Below are 18,911 nucleotides of genomic sequence, written 5' to 3'. Positions count from 1 at the left end.
ACTATCTGCATCGCAGTTCTCAGTAGTTTTCACGTACTCACTGTAGCGAGTTATATGTCTACATTTCACATCACTACCGACGCCATCGCCGGCAGTGGCGGGCTGACCGCAGCGGTCTCCACCCTGCCGCTCATTGCGTTCTTCATCATGCTACTGGGCTTCAAGGCCCGCGCCCACGCCTCGGGTGCCGTAGCGCTCATCGTTGCCCTGGCCGTTGCCATCCTAGGCATGGGCATGCCCACCGGCATGGCTGTGAACTCGGCGCTGCGCGGTGGACTCTTCGGCCTCTTCCCCATCGTCTGGGTCATCATCACCGCCATCTGGTTCTACGAGGTGACGGTGGCCTCCGGTCGTTTCAACGACCTGCGCAAGACCTTCGACCTGCTGGGCGATGGCGATATCCGCATCCAGGCCATCCTTATCGCCTTCTGCTTCGGTGGCCTGCTGGAGGCTCTTGCCGGCTTCGGCGCCCCGGTGGCCATTACCGCCACGATGATCCTGGCCCTGGGCGTCAAGCCGCTTAAGGCAGCGACCACGGTACTGATTGCCAATACCGCCCCCGTGGCCTTCGGCGCGGTGGGCATCCCGGTGACCACCGCTGGTTCCGTGGGCGGGCGCACCGCCGAGCAGACCGGCGACATCGCGGGTCTTATCTCCCTGCAGGTGCTGCTCATCGCCGCCGTGGTGCCGTTCTTCATCCTCTTCATCCTCGACGGCATGCGCGGTGTCAAGGAAGCCGCCCCGGCCGCCGCGGTCATCGGCGTGTCCTTCGCCATCGCGCAGTGGGCTGCCGCCACCTTCTTTGCCTACCAGCTCACCAACGTGGTGGCCTGCATCGTGTCCCTGGGCGCGGGCGTGCTCTTCCTGCGTGTGTGGAAGCCCAAGGGCGTTGACAGCCTGCGCGAGCGCATGGAGCTGCCCGCTCAGGAAGAGGTCACCGACCTCAACGGCCGCCGCATCTGGATGGCCCTGCTGCCCTACGCCGTTGTCACCGCCGTCTTCGCCGTGGCCACCGCATGGCCTGCCATCTTCGGTTTCATTAAGATCAACAACCCGTGGCCGCTTCTCGACGGCACGATTATCGACGCCGACGGCAACGCCATGGACACCGCTTTCAAGTTCAACGTCTTGGGCAACCCGGGCACCTTGCTTCTCATCTCCGGCATCATCGTTGCAGCTGTTTACATGGCATTCAACGAGAACGGCCGCTACAAGCTGGAAGCCTCCGCACCAGTGGCCAAATTCGGCGAGGTAGTCAACCGCATGAAGTTCTCCGCGCTCACCATTATTTTGGTTCTGGCCCTAGCGTACACCATGAACTACTCCGGCCAGACCATTTCCATCGGCCAGCTGGTGGCCTCCGTGGGCGGCATCTTCGCGCTCTTCTCCCCGGTGCTGGGCTGGATCGGTACCGCCGTGACCGGCTCCGACACCTCCGCCAACGCCCTGTTTGCCAACCTGCAGGTCACAGCCGCCGACCGAATTGGTGTCAACCCCGACCTCATGCTGGCTGCAAACACCTCCGGCGGCGTGGTGGGCAAGATGATCTCCCCGCAGTCCCTGGCCATCGCTGCCACCGCGGTGAAGATGGAAGGCGAGGAATCCCGCATCCTCAAGTCTGTGGTGGGCTACTCCGTGGCCTTCTTGGCCGTGGTCTGTGTCATTGTCTTCCTCATGACCAACGTGTTGGGATTCTTGGTTCCCTAGAACTGGCCCCTAACATCTTTCCTTCCAACTTTCCGACAGTTGCGTAGGTTTTTCCCACAACTCACCCCCAGATTCGGGTCATTTACCGGCCCGTTCTGGGGGCTTCGTTGTTACTTGACTCAGTTGTCTCGTCATTAATGCACGTGAGAAATTTTGCAACATTAGTGTTGCGTTAAAGCGCCAGGTAGGAGCTGTTTTTTACATCGATATTCCGTGTTTTACACGGTAGGCTCATCTCCACACCCATAGGAAAATGTCCGTCGCGCTTGCGCTCCCTCGCCGCAGGGAAGCGCGAGCACGTGGGTCAGAAAAGGAGCGCACACTAATGCGAATAGCATTGTTTTCTACGTGTATCGGCGACTCGCTGTTCCCCGATGCTCACAAGGCCACGGCCCTCGTCTTGTCCCGCCTGGGACACGAGGTCGTCTTCCCAGAGCAGCAGACCTGCTGCGGCCAGATGCACATCAACACTGGCTACCAGAAGGAAACCCTGGGAATGATCCGCAGCTACGCGGATGCCTTCGCTGACCCGTCCATCGACTACGTAGTTGCAGCCTCCGGCTCCTGCGTCGGCGCCGTCCGTGAGCAACACGTGCGCGTGGCCGACCGCTTTGGCTCCTCCGCAGACGTTGACGGCGCCAAGAAGGCTTCTGAGAAGACGCTGGATCTGCCGGAATTTCTCGTGGACGTTGCCGGCGTGACCAACGTTGGTGCGTTCTTCCCGCACCGCGTCACCTACCACTCCTCCTGCCACGGTCTGCGCTTCCTCAAGCTCGGTGACCGTCCGTACCAGCTGCTCAAGGAGGTCGAGGGAATCGACCTCGTCCCGCTGCAAAACTCTGAGGAGTGCTGTGGCTTCGGCGGCACCTTCGCCGTTAAGAACGCCGAGGTGTCCCAGGCCATGGTGGGCGATAAGACCCGCCACGTCCGCGAGACCGACGCGGAGTACGTCACCGGCGGTGACTCCTCCTGCCTGATGAACATCGGCGGCGCCCTGTCCCGTCAGCGTTCCGGTGTGCGCGCCATCCACATGGCGGAAATCCTTGCCTCCACCAAGGAACACCCGTGGACCCCGACCTCCGCGGCCTACTCCAAGGAGAAGATGCTCTAATGACTTCCTTCCTCGATACCACCCCGCCCCGCGCCCCGGAAGGCTACGGCAACCTGCGCGGTTCTAAGGCATTCGTGCCGCTGGCACACGTGGGCCTGAACAACTCCACCCAGCGCCACAACCTGCACCACGCCACCACCTCCATCCGTGACAAGCGCCAGCACGCCGTGGACGAGACCCCGGACTGGGAGCAGCTGCGTGACGCCGGTTCCGCCCTCAAGGAGGACGTTGCGTCCCGCATGGGCGAGCTCCTCCTGCAGTTTGAGGAGCAGGTTACCCAGCGCGGCGGCATCGTCCACTGGGCACGCGACGCAAAGGAGGCCAACGAGATCATCGAAGGCCTCATCAAGGAAACCGGCGAGACCGACGTCATCAAGGTCAAGTCCATGGCCACCCAGGAGATGGGCCTTAACGAGCACCTCGAGGCCGCTGGCATTCACGCCCAGGAGACCGACCTGGCTGAGCTCATTGTCCAGCTCGGTGAGGACCGCCCATCCCACATTCTGGTTCCAGCTATCCACCGCAACCGCGCGGAAATCCGTGACATCTTTGTCAACAAGATGCCGAACACGGATGACTCCCTGAAGGCAGAGCCGGCAGAGCTGGCTGAGGCCTCCCGCCAGTTCCTGCGCGAGCAGTTCATGAAGGCCAAGGTGGCCATCTCCGGCGCCAACTTCGGCGTGGCAGAGACCGGCACCATCAACATCGTGGAGTCTGAGGGCAACGGCCGTATGTGCCTGACCTTGCCGGAGACCCTCATTACCGTCATGGGCATTGAGAAGCTCGTGCCGACTTTCCAGGATCTCGAGGTCTTCCTGCAGCTGCTGCCGCGTTCCTCCACGGCAGAGCGCATGAACCCGTACACCTCCATGTGGTCCGGTGTGACCGAGGGCGATGGCCCGCAGAACTTCCACCTAGTTCTCATCGACAACGGCCGTACCGCCGCCCTGTCCTCCCCCATCGGCCACCAGGCCCTGAAGTGCATTCGCTGCTCGGCGTGCCTCAACGTCTGCCCGGTCTACGAGCGCGCCGGCGGCCACGCCTACGGCTCCGTCTACCCGGGCCCGATTGGAATCTCCCTGACGCCGCAGCTGACGGGTATGAAGGACCACAACGATCCGTCAGCAAGCCTGCCCTACGCCTGCTCCCTGTGCGGCCGCTGCGACGAGGTCTGCCCGGTCCGCATCCCGCTGTCCCAGGTCATCTTGGAGAACCGCCACCAGAAGGTCACCCACGCCACCCCGCCGGTTGAGCAGAAGCTCTTCAAGGTCATTGAGCTGTTGTGGTCTAACCCGAAGATGTGGAACCAGGTCACCCACATGGTGGCGCTGGGCCGCGTGCTCGGCGGCTTCAATGGCGTGATGGACAAGCTGCCGCTGTTCATGTCCGGCTGGTCGGATGTGCGCGACACCGCTGTGCCGCCGAAGAAGTCCTTCCGCCAGTGGTTCGAATCTGACGAAGCTCAAGAACTCCTTGCCCAAGCCAAGAAGGAAGGCATCAAGTGACCACCGCAAAAGAGGAAATCCTCAACCGTATTGCCTCCGCCCAGAAGCAGGCGGGCCTGCCGGACCACGTAGAGGTTCCGCGCGAATACCAGCACGAAGGCACGCTCAATGCTGAGGAGCTGCGTGAGATGCTGGTGGACCGCCTGGTAGATTACCGGGCCGACGTGCACGTCACCGATGAGGCCGGCCTGAACGGCACCATCGTGGACATCCTGAAGGACCGTGGCTGCTCCACCCTCGTCTACGCACCGGGCCTGGATACTGGTCTGCTCGAGGGCTTCGATGGCACCGCCACGCCGGACGATAAGAACAAGGATCCGCGCGAGCTGAACGACGTGGACGCGGTCATCACCGAGTCCCACGTCACCTCCGCGCAGACCGGCACCATCGTGCTCGAGTCCGACGAGGTCTGCGGCCGCCGCGCCCTGACCCTCGTGCCGGACCGCCACATCTGCATCGTCCGCAAGGACCAGATTGTGTACGGCATCCCGGAGGTTGTCTCCCGCATGAACCCGGACCGCCCGGCCACTTGGATCTCCGGCCCGTCCGCAACCTCGGATATCGAGCTCACCCGTGTGGAGGGCGTGCACGGCCCCCGCGACCTGATTGTGGTGATTGTTAAGTAACGCGACGCTCGGGGGCACCCGCCCCTGTAACGTCCTGTTATGCATCACCCACGGCGCATAGAATGAGACGAGTACCATCTCGATAGTAAAGGAGTCTCATTCCATGCGTCTTTCTCGCGTTTTGGGGGCGATAGCCGTGGCCGCCGGCCTCGTCGCTACCCCCGTTGCGCAGGCCGATCAGCCCACCATCTCCTGGGGTCCGTGCCCGGAAGGAGTGGACCACGAGCGCGCCGAGTGCGGCCACGTCACCGCGCCGACGTACTACGACGCACCGGACAAGGGCACCATCGACGTCGGCTTCATCCGCCTCAAGGCCACCGGCGAGCGCAAGGGCAGCCTGTTTACCAACCCGGGCGGCCCGAACGGCGATGCATACGCCTGGGTGAACAACGCGAACTGGCCAGATGAGATTGAGCAGGAGTTCGACATCATCGGAGTCCAGCCGCGCGGCCTGCGCGATTCCGGCGCGCTGAACTGCTCCATGACCGCGGCCTCGGGCAATCCGCTAGAGGATCTCACGAAGGCAGGCGCCGTTACCCGCAACAACTGCGAGAAGAACACCCCGGGCTACACCGACTCCCTCACCACGGAGAACACCGCCCGCGATTGGGAGGTTGTACGCCAAGCACTGGGCGATGAACGCATTAACATCGCCGGCCTGTCCTACGGTACCTTCCTGGGATCCACCTACGCCACGCTCTTCCCACAGCACACCGACAAGGTGGTGCTGGACTCCGGCATGGACCCGGGCATGGCCTGGAACCGGATCTTCGCATCCCAGCAGGCCGGCTACGAGAATGCCCTGCATGACTTCTTTAGCTTCGTGGCGAAGAACGATGACATTTACCATGCGGGCAAGACCCCGCTGAAGGCTTACGAGCGCTGGTCCCAGATTGTCGCCGCCGAGGCCGGCGTGCGCCCCACCGTATTGCCGCCGGACGCCGAGATTGGTGACCTCCCGCCGGGACTGGAATTCGCCGGCCAGCCGGGCGCGAACATCATGACCGCCACGGGCGAGCTGCGCGTGCAGGCCGAGCACCTCGCGGGTAAGGCATCCAACCCGCAGGGAATCCAGGCCACCTCCCCCACCCTCCAGGTCACGCGCGACCAGGTTGTCCCGCGCCCAGAGGCCTGGGACGCGATGGCCAAGCACATCGGCGGCATCGAACCTCTCGACTTCAACGCAGTCGATCCGCAGGCTAGCGAAGCGGACCAGGAAGCCGCGCTGCAGACCCTGGTGAACACCCAGAGCATGCAGAACATCATCATGTGCAACGAGAACACCTCCCCGATGGATCCGACGCGCATCCCGGCCTTCCTGTGGGCCAACTACGTCACCGTTGACCCCTTCACGCTGTTTAACTCCATGTACGCCTCTGGCGTCGGCTGCGGCGGCCGTGCCCCGATTACGAAGCCGGTACAGGTCAGCGGCGCGCAGCTGGCCACCAAGCCGCTGCAGATTCAGTCCACCGGCGACCCCCAGACCCCGTACGCCTACTACCGCGGCCTGTCTGACCCGATGCAGTCCCACGTGGTCACCGTCCACGGCCCGGGCCACGGCCACTTTGCCATGGGCAACGACGCCGTGAACCAGATTGTGGTGGACTACCTGCTCACCGGTGAGGTCCACACGGCCGATGCCCCCGGTTACTTCGACCAGGAGCACGCCTCCGCCTAACACCAGGCAAGCGCGACACCCAGCACACGCGGGCCGTGGCCTTGCGGCTCCGCCCCCGCTGCTGGGTGTCAATTTCTGTGGTCACACGTCGATGCGCTAGAATCGCATCGTTGGCATTTCGCCACTTATGCCTCTGTAGCTCAGCGGATTAGAGCATCGGTTTCCGGTACCGAAGGTCGCAGGTTCGATCCCTGTCAGGGGCACTTTTTCATACCTTTTATCGCCTAGATTAGGGGCGCTACCCCCTCCCCAACACGTCCTGCCGCTTAAGCCGCCAAGCGGGACTGAATGTCCGCAACAACTTCTTCTGGGTTCTTCGTCGAGGCGATAAAGGAGCTAGCACCATAGTCGATGCGTACGGTGGGACCTGAAACGATATAGGCTGCCGCGCCATCGACGACACGGGGGCCTGCGCCTTCTTTCAGCCCTGTCTCTGGGCCGACACTCACGCCGGAAATGTCGTCGAGCGGCATCGTCTTCTTGAAAACACCCAAGACAGATGCCGTTACGACGTCGTCGCGCACGACGAGCTTAACCCGCATGGCAATACAGGCCAGCGTTGCTGCGATGACCAGCACACCGAAAAGAATAGCTGCCCAGTTAGAATCGGTCATCGTCGGTACCAGCGCTGCCACAACAGTGATGCCGACGATGATGCCGAGCCACTGGAGAGGGCCATTGAGATAGCGCACGTAAACGTTGTCACCCATAGCCCTCGATGCTACCTAGGAGCGCGGCGTGAGCAAGCCGGCCTCGTGGAGTAGTTCGCCAATCTCGTTGTCTTCGAGCTTGTCTAGGAAATGCTTGCGCATGAAGCGGCCCGCCTTGGTATCGCGGCCGGAGCCGAGGGCTTGGCCGTCGCGGAGCTGCACGGTGGCATCGAGAAGCGCGCGCACGTCGAAGGTGGAGTTGAAGACCTCCGGCACTCCGCGCTCGAGGTCCATGAGCGTGTAGACGGCCTCCATCGGGGTGCGCACCGAGTACTCCGTGGTGAAAATGCAGTCACGCTGCGCGGACTCAGCAAACTGGCCGATGAACGCGAAGTTCTTCGCGCCCTCCGGGACGACGTCTGGGCGGTCGCCGGCCTGGCGCGGCATGAAGAAGGCGGTGACGTACGGCATCATGACAGGCACGGCCTTCGCACCTGTGGCGGCCATCTCGTCAATCTGATCGACGGGCACGCCCAGGTGGTAGAGCCACTCACGGGTGATTTCCTCACCGGTGGATTCCTCGATGGTCTTACCCGTGTAGTCGCCCGGCTTATCCGAGTAGAGGGCGTAGACCCACACCACGATCTGGTCGTCCGGCTGGTTCTTGAAGTGCGGCTGGCGGTTGACCGTCCAGGACATCAGCCAGTTGGAGTCACGGGCGGTGACGATGCCGCCGGTGACCACCTTGCCGGAGAAGGGATCGCGCTTGGCAATCTTCTCGATGTAGCGCGGGATGCGCTCATCCAGCGTGGTCACCGTGCAGGACTCCCACTTAGTCTCCGGGATGTGGCTGCCAAAGACGTCGGGGCGGCCAAAGGACGGATCCTTCGCGGCAATGCGGCGCCAGAGGTCCCACGCCGGGGCTGGGCCCTCGTTGAGCTTGGCGGCGCGGTGGTGGTTGCCGTTATCGGAATTCTCCACCAAGGAACCGATGGTGAGGAAGGCGAGGTCGTTTTCCGTCAGGGCCACCCCGCCCTCTTCACCATTCTTTTCCCAGTGGATGTAGGTAGCCTGCTTCTCGCCATCGGCGATGCGGAAGTCCACGTCGGTCACACGCGTGCCGTACTCGAACTGCACGCCGTGGTCCTGCAGGTACTTCGTCAGCGGCAGCACGAGAGATTCGTACTGGTTGTACTTGGTGAACTTGAGCGCGGAAAAGTCCGGCAGGCCGACGATGTGGTGAATGAAGCGGTGGACGTAGAGCTTCATCTCCAGCGCGGAGTGCCATTCTTCGAAGGCGAACATCGTGCGCCAGTACATCCAGAAGTTGGACTCCAGGAAATCCTTAGTGAACCACTCGTTGATGCGGACATTTTCTATTTCTTCGCGCGTAGCTAGGAAGAGCTTGATGAGCTCCTTCTGAGCCGTGCGGCTCAGCGTGAACTTGCCCTCAGTCTGCGCATCCTGGCCGCGGTTCACAGTGGCGCGCTGCAGGGAGTAGTTGGGATCATCGAGGTTGAGCCAGTAGAACTCATCGAGAACGCTGGCGTCCTCAATCTCCAGCGACGGCACGGAGCGGAATAGGTCCCACAGGCACTCGAAGTGGTTCTCCATCTCACGGCCGCCGCGGATGACAAAGCCATCCTCCGGCTCCTTGATGCCGTCGAGAGCTCCGCCGGCGATGTTCGCCTGCTCGAGGATGTGGATGTTTTCTCCCGGGACCTGGGCATCGCGTACGAGGAAGGCAGCGGCAGAAAGACCTGCCAGACCGGATCCGAGGATCCACGCGGTCTTCTCGTCAGCGCCTTCTGGCTTTCGGGGGCGGGCAAAGGCTTCGTAGTTTCCGTTGGTGTAGCGCACGGCAGCACTCCTTGTGTTGACAACTCGGTGACACCTTTGACGTTAAACCCACCCACCAACCCGCGCTAGCGTTAGTGAATGTTATTCCCTCTAGCGGGGCTAGTTTTGCCGGAGAATTACCCGCTCTCCGTAATGACACAGGGTACTGCCAGGCAATTCCGAAGAATCCGCTCGCCTGCGCCCTTCCAGAGAGCCCACATGAACTCCCCACCCCAGTAGCGTTGGGCGCCCGCGGCCCTCCCCGCACCAGATCGCGGAGGTAGCGTGAAACGCTAAGTTTCTAAGATCTATGTATAGACTTTCGCTCACGGGCTACAAGCCAAACTGGGAAAGATCGATTCCCGTCTGCGGGGCGACTGTGGCGGCCAACCCCAACGCCGCTAGGATGGCGACGATGATGCCGATGACGGTCCCGGCGGTACTGCTACCACCGGCGGCACCAGACGTCTTCGGGCTGAAAGTGCGCGGCTCAGCGACGCGCACTTCGGATACTCGCTCCTCCGCGCGGTCCAGGCGTGGCCTGGGCGCAAGCGGTTGAAGAACGTGTAGGGAAAAGTGACAAGCGGGGCACGGAGATAGCCTTTCAGCGCGTGGAGATACCATACGGAAAGAGATAGGAGAAGAGACGCCGTTCACCTTAATCCCGCAGGCAGGATTTGCCTCCTTCACGCCAGAATCGCCGGACGTGAAACCCGCAAAACCACAAAGCAGCCCGTGCAGTGATACTGCCGGGCTGCGTGGATTCCACTAGGCCGTCGTTTTAAACGACGGGCCGCGTACCGTTCTTACTGGGTGATGAACGGGTTCACAATCTGCTGGGTGATATCGAGCGTGCCGTGCTCGATGTAGTACATGCCCAGGAACATGGCGAGCAGCATAACCAGGGCCAGAAGCATGGAGGGGATCCACTGAACGAAGACGGACACCCAGCCGTCAGCCTTGTCACGTGCGGCAGCTTCGCGCTGCTCCTGAGCCAAATCGCGCTCGTCGATCATGTTTTGTCCTTTCACTTAGCTCCCCTGACCAATAGCGAGAGGGGTGCTCGCCCTTTAACACACTGTATGTTAGCAGGTTATGCAGACTAGTCCGAAGTTTGCTGCCCATTTTTCGGGTCAATCCTTCAGAAGTTTGACACCCCCTGTGACTAGGACCGCAGTCTAGACTCCGGGGTCCTCGTCGTTCTCCAGAGCCTCGATGAAGTCTTCGCGGTCCTGGAACATGCGGTTGATGTCGTCCTCGGCGCCGATGATCCACAGCTGCGAGGCCTCGTCGAAGGTCAGCGCGCCCTCCGGGTGCTGCTCTAGTACCTGTTCCATCGCCTCGGCTTGCTCGTCGCTGAGCTCCTCGACGTCTTCGACACGGCCGACCTGTTCACTGAGCTCTCGCAGCGCGGTGACGCGGTACTGCGTGTATTGACGCTCCGGGTGCTCGAATAATTCTTGTCCCATCATGGCGTGGGGTCACCTCCAGGTGAGTTGGTGTGTGCGCTGCTTAGGAGTTCTTTCCGCCCAGGCGCTCATCCGGCACGAAGCCGGAGTAGCCAGGGAGGTTGTTCTCCTCGAGCACGCCTTGGCAGAACCTCTTGAGAGCCGGTGCATCGGCGGGATCAAGGTGGTCGAAGACCATGCGGCGGACCGACTCCACGTGCTCCGGAACGGATGCTTCGAGGCGCTCCATGCCAGTGTCCGTCAGCACCACCTCGACGCCGCGGGCGTCGCCCGAGCAGCGCTCCTTGCGCACCAGGCCGCGCTTTTCCATGCGGGTGATCTGGTGAGAGGCCCGCGAGCGGTCCCAGTCCAGTTCCGAGCACAGCTCGCGCAGGCGCAGGGTCTTATTCGGCGCTTCCGACAACGACACCAGTACGGAATACTCCGAGATAGAAATCTCGCCGCAGGCCAAGAGCGTCTCTTCCATGCCCCGGTTGATCTTGCGAATGGAGGCAAGCAGGTGGCGCCAGAGGTCCTGTTCTTCTTCATTGAGCCATCGAATGTCCGCTGTCATGGCAATTACCCTACACTGTGGGTCCTACACTGACTTCAGCTTCTTCATACTTAGCTCCGTGCGGCCCGGCACTCGGGAGAAGCGGCCTGGCATGCACGTGAACACGATGACTTGCGCTTGCCTTCCCACCCGGTCGAAAAGTGTGGACATAAGTTGCAGACGCGTGGCGTCGGTGGAGCCCAGCGCGTCATCGATGACCACCGGTGCCCCTCCACCAGCGACGAGCTGCGCAATGGCGAAGCGGGTCAGAATTCCCAGCTGCTCCTTGGCACCGCCAGACAGGTCGCCGAAGTCAATCGTCTGCCCGTCGTGGCTGCGGGTTTCCACTTGTAGCTCCTCGGACAACTGGAAGTCCACGTCGCCGCCGAAGACGGGGCGCGCCAGCGCGTTAAGCGCATTGACAAAGGGCGCAGCGTAGCGCTGACGGGCGGTATCGCGGTGTCGGAGCATGAGTGCGCGCAGGTACCGGGCGGCGTGTGCGCGGCGCTCGACAGCAGCGTGACGTTCCGTCGCCACGGTGAGGTCGGCCGCTGCCTTCTCCAGTGCTTCGGCCGCGCCTTCGTGCTGGGTGATCTGTCCCTTCAACAAAAGCTGTTCTCTTTCTGCGTCGCGCTCCGCCTGCTTCAACGATTCCAGGTGGGCCTTAGCACCCTGAGCCAGCGACTCCGCAGTCTCGAGGTCCACGCCGGATAGCTCCTTCAACGCTGCCTTCTCCTTGGCGTGCTCGGCCTCAGCGGCAGCCACGGCGCTGTCCATATCCGCATCCGCGCGCTTCTCGCGGGCAGCGTCCAGCTCCTGCGACTTCCGCTCCAGCTGAGACTTCGCTTCCTCGGCGCGCACAGTGGCAACATCCAGCGCGCGACCGGCCTTGTCTTCGCGATATGGGGCGAGGGCGCGGTCCAGCTCATCTAGCCGCCGGCGCAGCTCTTCTTCTTCGCGCTCTACCTCAGCGACCTGGCGCGGGGTGTCCTCCTGCGCGGTCTCCAGCTCAATCGCAGAGGCAGAGTCTGACTCCGCATGGTCCGCATCGTCCGCATCGTCCGTGGCGAAGGCCTCGTACTGCGCGCGCAGCTCCCCTATGTCGTCGCCACCTAAAGCTGCGGCGAGCTCGCGCTCGGCGTTGGTGGCAGCCGCGGCGAGTTCGGCATGCTTCTCCTGCGCGGCGCGCGCGGCATCCACGTCTTCGCAGCCGGCGTCCTCGAGCAAGCGCGTCAACTCCGCGCGGGTGCGCTCCACCCCGTCGTCGCCGGAGTCCCCGGCGGCTGCCGCGTAGCGCGCGGTCACGGTTCCGATCTGCAGCGTGGTTCCATCACGCAGCTCGATGGCTTCTTCTTCGCTCCCCAGCTCGCGCTCATCACCGTCGACGCTCATAACCCCGGTGCCGGACACGTGCAGTTTAGCTGCCGCGGCCGCGCGCAGGCGCTGCTGAATAGTGACTTCACGCTCTGCCTCCTCCAGCTGGGGCAGGTTCTTCACGGCCGGAGCCACAGCAAGCTCGCGGCGGCGTTGTCGCAGCGCCTCCTCCAGCTCGCTGAGCGCTTCCAGGCGCGTGCCCAGTGCCGTGTACTCGGCGCGCTGCTGGGCACGGCGGGCTCGCTGCAGCTCCGCGCGGACGGCCGCGTAGGAGGCCTGCGCCTTTGCCCGCTGCTCTTCCAGCTTCCTGCGTTCCGTAGCGTCTGCCTCCGCGCGCTGCGCGGCCTCCGTCACCGTGGCAGCGGCGCGCTCCGCCGCCTGCGCCGCAGCGGTGTGTTCGGCGATGAGCCCCGCGCGGCGCGCGGCTTCTGCCTGGGCGCGATCGACAGCCTCCGCCGCGCGCGCAACAGCCGCTTCCTGCGCCGTCACCTTCTCCTGCGCTGCGCGTGCCTGGGCCAGCTCGGCATTGCGCTTCTCGCAGTCCTCTACCGCGGCCGGGAGCTGCGCCTGTGCCTCGGCCTGCGCCTGCTCGGCGGCTTCGTAGCTTTCGACCACGCCGTCGAGCTCGCGCACCGCGGCGAGCGCCTCTCGGTGCCGCTCTTCGGCCTGGTCCCGTGCTTCGATGGCCGCCTTATACTCGCCCGCCGGCCGCTCCTTCTTGGCGGTGTAGTAGGTGGTGTATTCAGCCTCGATGCGGCTAAGCAGCTCGGAGTCCTCCGCCACCGCTTCAGCCCCGGATTCTTTCTCCAAGGCGGCAGTGAGCGAGGGGATACCGACGGCCGCAATGCCTTCGTTACCGTCTTCCTGGCGGACAAAGAGTGCGCCAACCAACGCGCGGTCCATGTGCTCATTCAGGATGCGGGCGAGCTCGTTGTCCGCCTCCGCGCCGGTCCATTGGCCCTGGCGTGGGGTGAACACGTGCAGCTCGGAGGCCTTCTTGCCCAGCCACCGCTTATGAATGCGGAAGCGGTGCGGGCCCACTGTGGCCTCCACGGTGATTTCCGGGGACTCGTCCCGCCCCACTGGCTTCAGCGCCTTGATCTTTTTCGACTTCGCGGAGTGCTTCTCCGTGAGAACGATGTCAATGGCCTCCACCACCGTGGACTTGCCGGCCTCATTCTCGCCCTCGATGACCACCACGCCGGTCTCCGGGAGGTCCTCCAGCAACAGGTGCTCGACGCCGCGGACGTTTCTCAGCTCAACAGAATGCAGCTTCATCATTATTTAGGCTCCCTTCGCGGTCAGGCGGAATAGCAGGTTGGCGGCATCACGCGCCGTGGGGTTATCCAGCTCCTCCACCAGCTCCCCCAGCGCGTCGGCGGCGTAGCCGCTGAGCTCGAGACCTCCCAGCTCTTCCTCGGAGGGCGCCAGGTGCAGGTCCATCGTCCTCTCTCGCGGCCGCAGAGAGGCGAAGACTTCTTCCAAATCTGCCAGGCCCTGCTCCAAGCGGGCCTGAGCGTTAAGACCCACCGTGCCGCGCAGGCTATACTTCACAGCGGTGCGACTCTTGTTCGGTAGCTCCTCCAGCTGGTCCAGGAAGCCCTGCACCTCCTCCAAGGAGTTCACGTCCGCATCGATGGCGCGGAATTCCCAGCGTCCCACCGCCCGGCGTTCTACCTCCGGCGTGCCATCTGTAATGGTCACCACCAAGGCGTTGCCGGAGTCCCGCTCGCGGTCGTCGAAAGCCGTAGTCTCCGGGCTGCCGGAGAACCACACCCGCCCCGTTCGGCTCAGTGACTCCGTGGAATGTGTATCCCCCAGGGCCAGGTAGTCAATGACTCCCCGGTCAATGCAGTCCTCTACAAAGGCAAGGTCGATGGTGTCGGCATCAGATTCGTCCCCCTCACCCGCCCGGGAAAGCACCTGCCCGTGGCCCACCGCGATGCGGGCCACCGCGCCAGCGGAGCGGTCCTGCGGTGCTAAGGGCTCCAACGCGCGGCGCACCAGGTCGTAGTTCGCGCGCTTGGATAGGTAGGGCGCGCCGACGATCTCCACGCCCGGGCGGACCTCGATGGGATCGCTGTTTTCGATCACGTGGACGTTGTCCGCAAAGGAGTTGAAGAAGATGGAATCCGCCACCAGCGGATCGTGGTTGCCGGGCAGGAGGTAGAGGGGCACGGGCAGATGCTTGAACACCTCCTTGGCGCGCAGGAGCGTGGAGCGGCTCAGGGCGTTGTGCTCGAACACGTCTCCCGCCACGACGATGAATTCCGCGCCGGTCTCCTGCGCCAACTCCCCTAACCGTTGGACGGCCTCCAGGCGGTCATCGTCAAAGCGGGATTGCGCTTCCGGGCTGAGGAACCACCGGGTCATGCCCAGCTGAAAGTCGGAGGTATGGATGAACTTTACTTTTGCCACTATGTGCTCCTCAGGTGCGACGGCGGGGCGGGGAATCTCTTAATGCGTCAGATGATAGTAAAGGTCGTCGACATCGGAGACCGCCCGAAGCAAATCTATGTTCGTATGGCTGACGGAGCGCATGGCCTTGCGCAGCAGCTCCGGGTCCGAGTCATCCACGGCGGGCGCGTACTTGGGCTCGGGCAACGGCGGGAGTTCGCGCCCCTGCCAAAACAGGGCGTTGCGCTCCTCCGCGGAGAGCTCATTAGCTGTGAAAGAATCCTCCGAGGCCGACTTGGCCTGTGCCATCACGGATTGCTCCAACCGGGCGAAGTCCAGCCCGCGCAGGGCGAAGATGACGGACGGGTCCGCATCCATGCGCGCGGCTAGGCGGTCCGCCACGGCCACGACGTGCTTGCACACGTACTCCGGATCCGGGCAGGTGCAGGAGAAGCGCAGATCGTCGGGGAATTCCGCAAAGAGGATGTCCAGGGCGCCGTCGTCAAGCAGGCCCTCCCGGGCCCGCGCCACGGAGTTGGCGGTGCGCGCAAACATCTCCGACAGCCGCCCGATGTCGTCGTTGTTGCGGTAAGGAACCTGGATGAGCACCGCAAAAGGCTCGTTCTGGGAGCCGGCCACCTTGCCGTGCACGGCGCCGTTGCGCACATCGAGGCCCACCACGTGCCCGCCGGCGGCGTACTGGCGCCCGCGGGAGATGCGTCCGGAATCCGCGTGCTGGTTGACAAAGTTGACCACGCGGGTGGCCGCCGGCTGCATGGTGCGCACGCGGTCGACGCGGTTGACCTCCTCCGGCGTGCTGACGCGCTTGCGGGTGCCAAAATTGGCGTAGATGACGTTATTCTCGCCCGAATCCTGCGGTGCCATTTACCTCTCCTGTCCCCTATAGCTCATCAGATCCGCCAGCTGCTCCGGGCTGAGCTCCGTGAGCCAGCCTTCGCCCTCGCCCACCACGGCGCCGGCCAGCTGCGTCTTGCCGTCGAGGATATCCTGGATGGATTCCTCCAGCGTGCCGGCGGTGATCATCTTGTACACTTGGACATTGCGCTGTTGACCAATGCGGAAGGCGCGGTCCGTGGCCTGGTTCTCTACCGCCGGGTTCCACCAGCGGTCCATGTGCACGACAATTGACGCCGCCGTGAGGTTCAGGCCCGTGCCGCCCGCTTTAAGGGAAAGCACCATCGCCGGCGGCCCGTCCGGGGTCTGGAATTCCTCCACCATCTTATCGCGCTTGTTCTTGCTCACCCCGCCGTGCAGGAAGGGAATCTCGCAGCCAAACTGGTCCTCCAGGTAGGGCTGCAGAATGTCTCCGAAGGCCTTGTACTGGGTAAAGATGAGAACCCGCTCGCGGGACTCGATGGCCTGGTCCAAAATCCGCATGAGCTCCTCGACCTTGCCGGAGCGGTGCTTGCCCTTGATAGTGACCGCACTGCCATCGCCCAAGAAGTGCGCCGGGTGGTTACAGATCTGCTTGATGCGGGTCAGCGAGGCCAGCACCAGGCCGCGGCGGGACATGCCCTCGCGCTTCTGGAGGGCGGCTTCGACGTCATTGACCAGGACCTTGTACAGCGCGGCCTGCTCCGTGGTCATGCGCACGGTGATGATCTGCTCGGACTTCTCCGGCAGGTCGTCGATGATGCTGGGGTCGGTCTTCAAGCGGCGCAGGATGAACGGCGCGGTAAGCAGGCGCAGCCGCTCCGCCATCACGTCGCTGTTTTCGCGCTCGATGGCCTTGGCAAAGTGGTTGCGGAAGAAAGAGGCCGAGCCCAGGATTCCGGGGTTGCAGTAGTCCAGGATGGAACGCATCTCCGACAGGCGGTTCTCAATCGGGGTACCGGTCAGCGCCACACGGTGGCGCGAGGGAATGGAGCGCACCGCCTTGGAGGAGCGCGTCGCGGCGTTCTTGATGGCCTGGGCTTCATCCAGAACCACGCGATCCCACTCCACTGTGCCCAAGGTGAGGAAGTCCCGGCCCACGGTGCCGTAGGAGGTGATGACGATGTCCGCGGCTTGGGCGGCTTCCGCCAATTCCTTACCTTTGAGGCGGCCCGTGCCGTGCTGGACCAAGACCTTAAAGTCCGGCACGAAGCGCGCGGCCTCCCGCGCCCAGTTGCCCACGACGGAGGTAGGTGCCACCACCAGCGTGGGGTGCCATTCTGCATCGCTTTCCGACGCCTCCCATGCCGCCTTCTCCACGGCGAGCAGGGAAAGCAGCTGAAGCGTTTTGCCCAACCCCATATCGTCGGCAAGCACGGCTCCAACGTTGTTCCGTGACATCCAGTACAGCCAGTCCACGCCGCGGCGCTGGTAGTCCCGCAGCTCTGCATGGACCGTAGCGGGAATCTCCACGCGCTCCGGCGCGGTGGTATCCAGCCCACCCAGCAGCGAGGTATGCCACTTAGAGCCGGTGAACTCCACCGGCTGATCCGCCATGGATTTCAGCGCCATCTCGCGCAGGTTCGCCAGGGACACCGGCGCGTCCTCGGCCTCCTCGTTGAACTCCTTGCGGCGGCGCTCAACGTCCTTGACCAACTCCTGCCAGCCGGGCTGCTCCAGCTGACGCGCCATCTCCGCAGCCGCCGCGAGCTTCTCCAGCTCCTTGAGCGCGCGGCGGCGGGCGGTATCCGCGAGCTCCCGCATGTACGCCGAGATCTTGCCCAGCGCCTGGGTATCCGCCATGACCCACTCGCCGCGCAGGCGAATCAAGCCGGACTTGGAGTTGATGAGCTCCTGCATTTCGGCGTCGGTCAGCTGCGTGTCTCCCACAGACAGCTTCCAGTCGTACTCGACGAGCTGATCCATGCCCATATGCGCCTTCGTGGCGGCCTCAGCGGGATCGTGGGCCTCACGCGTTTCCAGCTTGGCCTTGGTCTCCATGCGGGACCACGCCTTGGGTAGCAGGACGGTAAACCCAGCCTTGCGCAGCGCCGCCGCGTCTTTCGAGATGAACTCGACCAGCTGATCTGTAGTGAGGAAGACGTCCCAGTCCCCCGCCCCACGGTCCGGCGGGGCCGCGTTGTATTTCAGGCGCGGCGCCACGTCGAAGGCATGGCGACGGGCATCCCGCAGCTTCTCCACGCTGCCGCGGTCCAGCTGATCTTGCCGGACAGTCTGGGGCGCATCGGTGCCCGAGCGCACGCGCACGCGGATGGGCCAGATGGACTCCTCCGGGTCTTCATTGCGGCCCGGCTCCTCCACGATGAACACCAACTGCAGGTCCACCGAGGTAATCGAGTCTTTCCACTCGTTGAGCCCGCGCAGCAGCTGCGCGCGCCCCTTCTTGACCGGGGTGGTCTTGAGCAGCGCCTGGGCAAAGTCGTGCCAGGGTGCGGCCCGCGGGGCGTCGATCTGCGGCTGCAACTGCGTGTACGCGATCCAGTGCGTGAGCTCATCTGCAATGTCATCGGACAAGGCCCGGTTGTTGATGGTGAGGATGCCGGGGGCGGCGGCCACCATCTCCGCCAGCCAGCTGCGCTCGCCCAGACCGGAAGCCAGCTGCCACATGGGGTACCACTCCCCGGCCTGGTAGGACAGGCGGATGGTCACGCGTCCCGCGCGGACGAAACGGTAGAGTCCGCGGTAGACACGGATGAGCCACTTGAGATCCGGGGCGATGCTCGCGCGCTGCTCCGCGGTGGCCGCCTGGCTATCAGTGTCCAGGTACTCCAGCTTGGCCAGGGTGGCCACCGCTTCATCCGGGGCGAACATGGCCATGGGCACCATGAGGGATACGTCCTTGCCTTTGGGCGTGCGCAGCGAGACACGCGCACGGTTGCGGAAGGACTTTTTCTCCAACAGGGAATCCACGATGTCGGGGAAAGTGCCGTCTGGGACGTTGGAGGGCATGACGATCTTGTGTCCTTCAACCTGTTCGATCCACAGACTCAGGCCCGAGACGGGCAGCCAAAGGCCGTGCAGCAGGTAAGAAGCCATAGGAGCCAGTCTAGCAGCCTACCATTCGGGGGCACTGGCGAGAGAAAGTTCCCCAATCCAGCACAAATACGC

At 63.5% G+C, this 18,911-nt stretch carries 15 protein-coding genes and 1 tRNA gene; 6 read left to right on the top strand and 10 right to left on the bottom strand.

Annotated elements, in window-relative coordinates; genetic code table 11:
* Positions 1-54: 54 nt before the first annotated feature.
* The 6 genes from ACLI1P_RS05490 (at position 55) to ACLI1P_RS05465 (ending at position 6,830) form a co-directional block, all read left to right on the top strand.
* Entirely contained in the window at positions 55-1,707 is a 1,653-nt protein-coding gene (locus tag ACLI1P_RS05490; protein WP_411709592.1) for an L-lactate permease, read from the top strand.
* Between the two features lie 325 nt (positions 1,708-2,032).
* Entirely contained in the window at positions 2,033-2,818 is a 786-nt protein-coding gene (locus ACLI1P_RS05485; RefSeq protein ID WP_296133124.1) for a (Fe-S)-binding protein, read from the top strand.
* Positions 2,818-4,323, top strand: a complete 1,506-nt coding sequence (locus tag ACLI1P_RS05480) for a LutB/LldF family L-lactate oxidation iron-sulfur protein (protein WP_296133125.1) — start codon at positions 2,818-2,820, stop codon at positions 4,321-4,323. Before ACLI1P_RS05485 ends, ACLI1P_RS05480 begins: the two co-directional genes overlap by 1 nt.
* Positions 4,320-4,949: a LutC/YkgG family protein gene (locus ACLI1P_RS05475; RefSeq protein WP_411709591.1), complete on the top strand. Its 630-nt coding sequence runs from the start codon at positions 4,320-4,322 to the stop codon at positions 4,947-4,949. The genes ACLI1P_RS05480 and ACLI1P_RS05475 overlap by 4 nt, the downstream gene beginning before the upstream one ends.
* Positions 4,950-5,052: 103 nt before the next feature.
* Positions 5,053-6,627, top strand: coding sequence for an alpha/beta fold hydrolase (locus ACLI1P_RS05470; RefSeq protein WP_411709590.1), 1,575 nt, complete (start codon positions 5,053-5,055; stop codon positions 6,625-6,627).
* A gap of 129 nt (positions 6,628-6,756) precedes the next feature.
* A tRNA-Arg gene (locus ACLI1P_RS05465) sits at positions 6,757-6,830 on the top strand.
* Between the two features lie 63 nt (positions 6,831-6,893).
* Here ACLI1P_RS05465 and ACLI1P_RS05460 read toward each other — a convergent pair.
* The 10 genes from ACLI1P_RS05460 to ACLI1P_RS05415 form a co-directional block, all read right to left on the bottom strand.
* On the bottom strand, positions 6,894-7,337 hold the full coding sequence (locus tag ACLI1P_RS05460; protein ID WP_408930396.1) for a hypothetical protein: 444 nt from the start codon (positions 7,335-7,337) through the stop codon (positions 6,894-6,896).
* Positions 7,338-7,352: 15 nt separating this feature from the next.
* Entirely contained in the window at positions 7,353-9,137 is a 1,785-nt protein-coding gene (locus tag ACLI1P_RS05455) for an oleate hydratase (RefSeq protein ID WP_408930395.1), read from the bottom strand.
* A 312-nt stretch (positions 9,138-9,449) separates the two neighbouring features.
* A complete protein-coding gene (locus ACLI1P_RS05450; protein WP_408930394.1) occupies positions 9,450-9,620 on the bottom strand; it encodes a hypothetical protein in 171 nt (56 codons plus the stop codon).
* A 302-nt stretch (positions 9,621-9,922) separates the two neighbouring features.
* Entirely contained in the window at positions 9,923-10,147 is a 225-nt protein-coding gene (locus ACLI1P_RS05445; protein WP_411709589.1) for a hypothetical protein, read from the bottom strand.
* Between the two features lie 147 nt (positions 10,148-10,294).
* On the bottom strand, positions 10,295-10,588 hold the full coding sequence (locus ACLI1P_RS05440) for a molecular chaperone GrpE (protein WP_408930393.1): 294 nt from the start codon (positions 10,586-10,588) through the stop codon (positions 10,295-10,297).
* 40 nt (positions 10,589-10,628) lie between these two features.
* The gene (locus ACLI1P_RS05435; protein WP_408930392.1) at positions 10,629-11,138 is read right to left on the bottom strand and encodes a MarR family winged helix-turn-helix transcriptional regulator; all 510 of its coding nucleotides are present in this window, start codon (positions 11,136-11,138) and stop codon (positions 10,629-10,631) included.
* Between the two features lie 24 nt (positions 11,139-11,162).
* Positions 11,163-13,772, bottom strand: coding sequence for an AAA family ATPase (locus ACLI1P_RS05430; protein WP_408930391.1), 2,610 nt, complete (start codon positions 13,770-13,772; stop codon positions 11,163-11,165).
* A 3-nt stretch (positions 13,773-13,775) separates the two neighbouring features.
* Entirely contained in the window at positions 13,776-14,909 is a 1,134-nt protein-coding gene (locus tag ACLI1P_RS05425; RefSeq protein WP_408930390.1) for an exonuclease SbcCD subunit D, read from the bottom strand.
* A gap of 39 nt (positions 14,910-14,948) precedes the next feature.
* The gene (locus tag ACLI1P_RS05420) at positions 14,949-15,773 is read right to left on the bottom strand and encodes a hypothetical protein (protein ID WP_408930389.1); all 825 of its coding nucleotides are present in this window, start codon (positions 15,771-15,773) and stop codon (positions 14,949-14,951) included.
* Positions 15,774-18,839: a DEAD/DEAH box helicase gene (locus ACLI1P_RS05415; protein WP_411709588.1), complete on the bottom strand. Its 3,066-nt coding sequence runs from the start codon at positions 18,837-18,839 to the stop codon at positions 15,774-15,776. It abuts the gene before it with no gap.
* Positions 18,840-18,911: the final 72 nt, after the last annotated feature.

It is taken from the genome of Corynebacterium tardum, from assembly GCF_046717785.1.
Classification (GTDB): domain Bacteria; phylum Actinomycetota; class Actinomycetes; order Mycobacteriales; family Mycobacteriaceae; genus Corynebacterium.
The sequence above is the reverse complement of the archived record's forward strand: the minus strand, read 5'-3'. Positions and strand labels throughout refer to the sequence as shown.

Bases quoted from the DNA above. Each gene is read 5' to 3' on its own strand.
- ACLI1P_RS05490 (WP_411709592.1), top strand. From the start codon at position 55: ATGTCTACATTTCACATCACTACCGACGCCATCGCCGGCAGTGGCGGG.
- ACLI1P_RS05485 (WP_296133124.1), top strand. From the start codon at position 2,033: ATGCGAATAGCATTGTTTTCTACGTGTATCGGCGACTCGCTGTTCCCC.
- ACLI1P_RS05480 (WP_296133125.1), top strand. From the start codon at position 2,818: ATGACTTCCTTCCTCGATACCACCCCGCCCCGCGCCCCGGAAGGCTAC.
- ACLI1P_RS05470 (WP_411709590.1), top strand. From the start codon at position 5,053: ATGCGTCTTTCTCGCGTTTTGGGGGCGATAGCCGTGGCCGCCGGCCTC.
- ACLI1P_RS05460 (WP_408930396.1), bottom strand. From the start codon at position 7,337: ATGGGTGACAACGTTTACGTGCGCTATCTCAATGGCCCTCTCCAGTGG.
- ACLI1P_RS05440 (WP_408930393.1), bottom strand. From the start codon at position 10,588: ATGATGGGACAAGAATTATTCGAGCACCCGGAGCGTCAATACACGCAG.
- ACLI1P_RS05435 (WP_408930392.1), bottom strand. From the start codon at position 11,138: ATGACAGCGGACATTCGATGGCTCAATGAAGAAGAACAGGACCTCTGG.
- ACLI1P_RS05430 (WP_408930391.1), bottom strand. From the start codon at position 13,772: ATGATGAAGCTGCATTCTGTTGAGCTGAGAAACGTCCGCGGCGTCGAG.
- ACLI1P_RS05420 (WP_408930389.1), bottom strand. From the start codon at position 15,773: ATGGCACCGCAGGATTCGGGCGAGAATAACGTCATCTACGCCAATTTT.
- ACLI1P_RS05415 (WP_411709588.1), bottom strand. From the start codon at position 18,839: ATGGCTTCTTACCTGCTGCACGGCCTTTGGCTGCCCGTCTCGGGCCTG.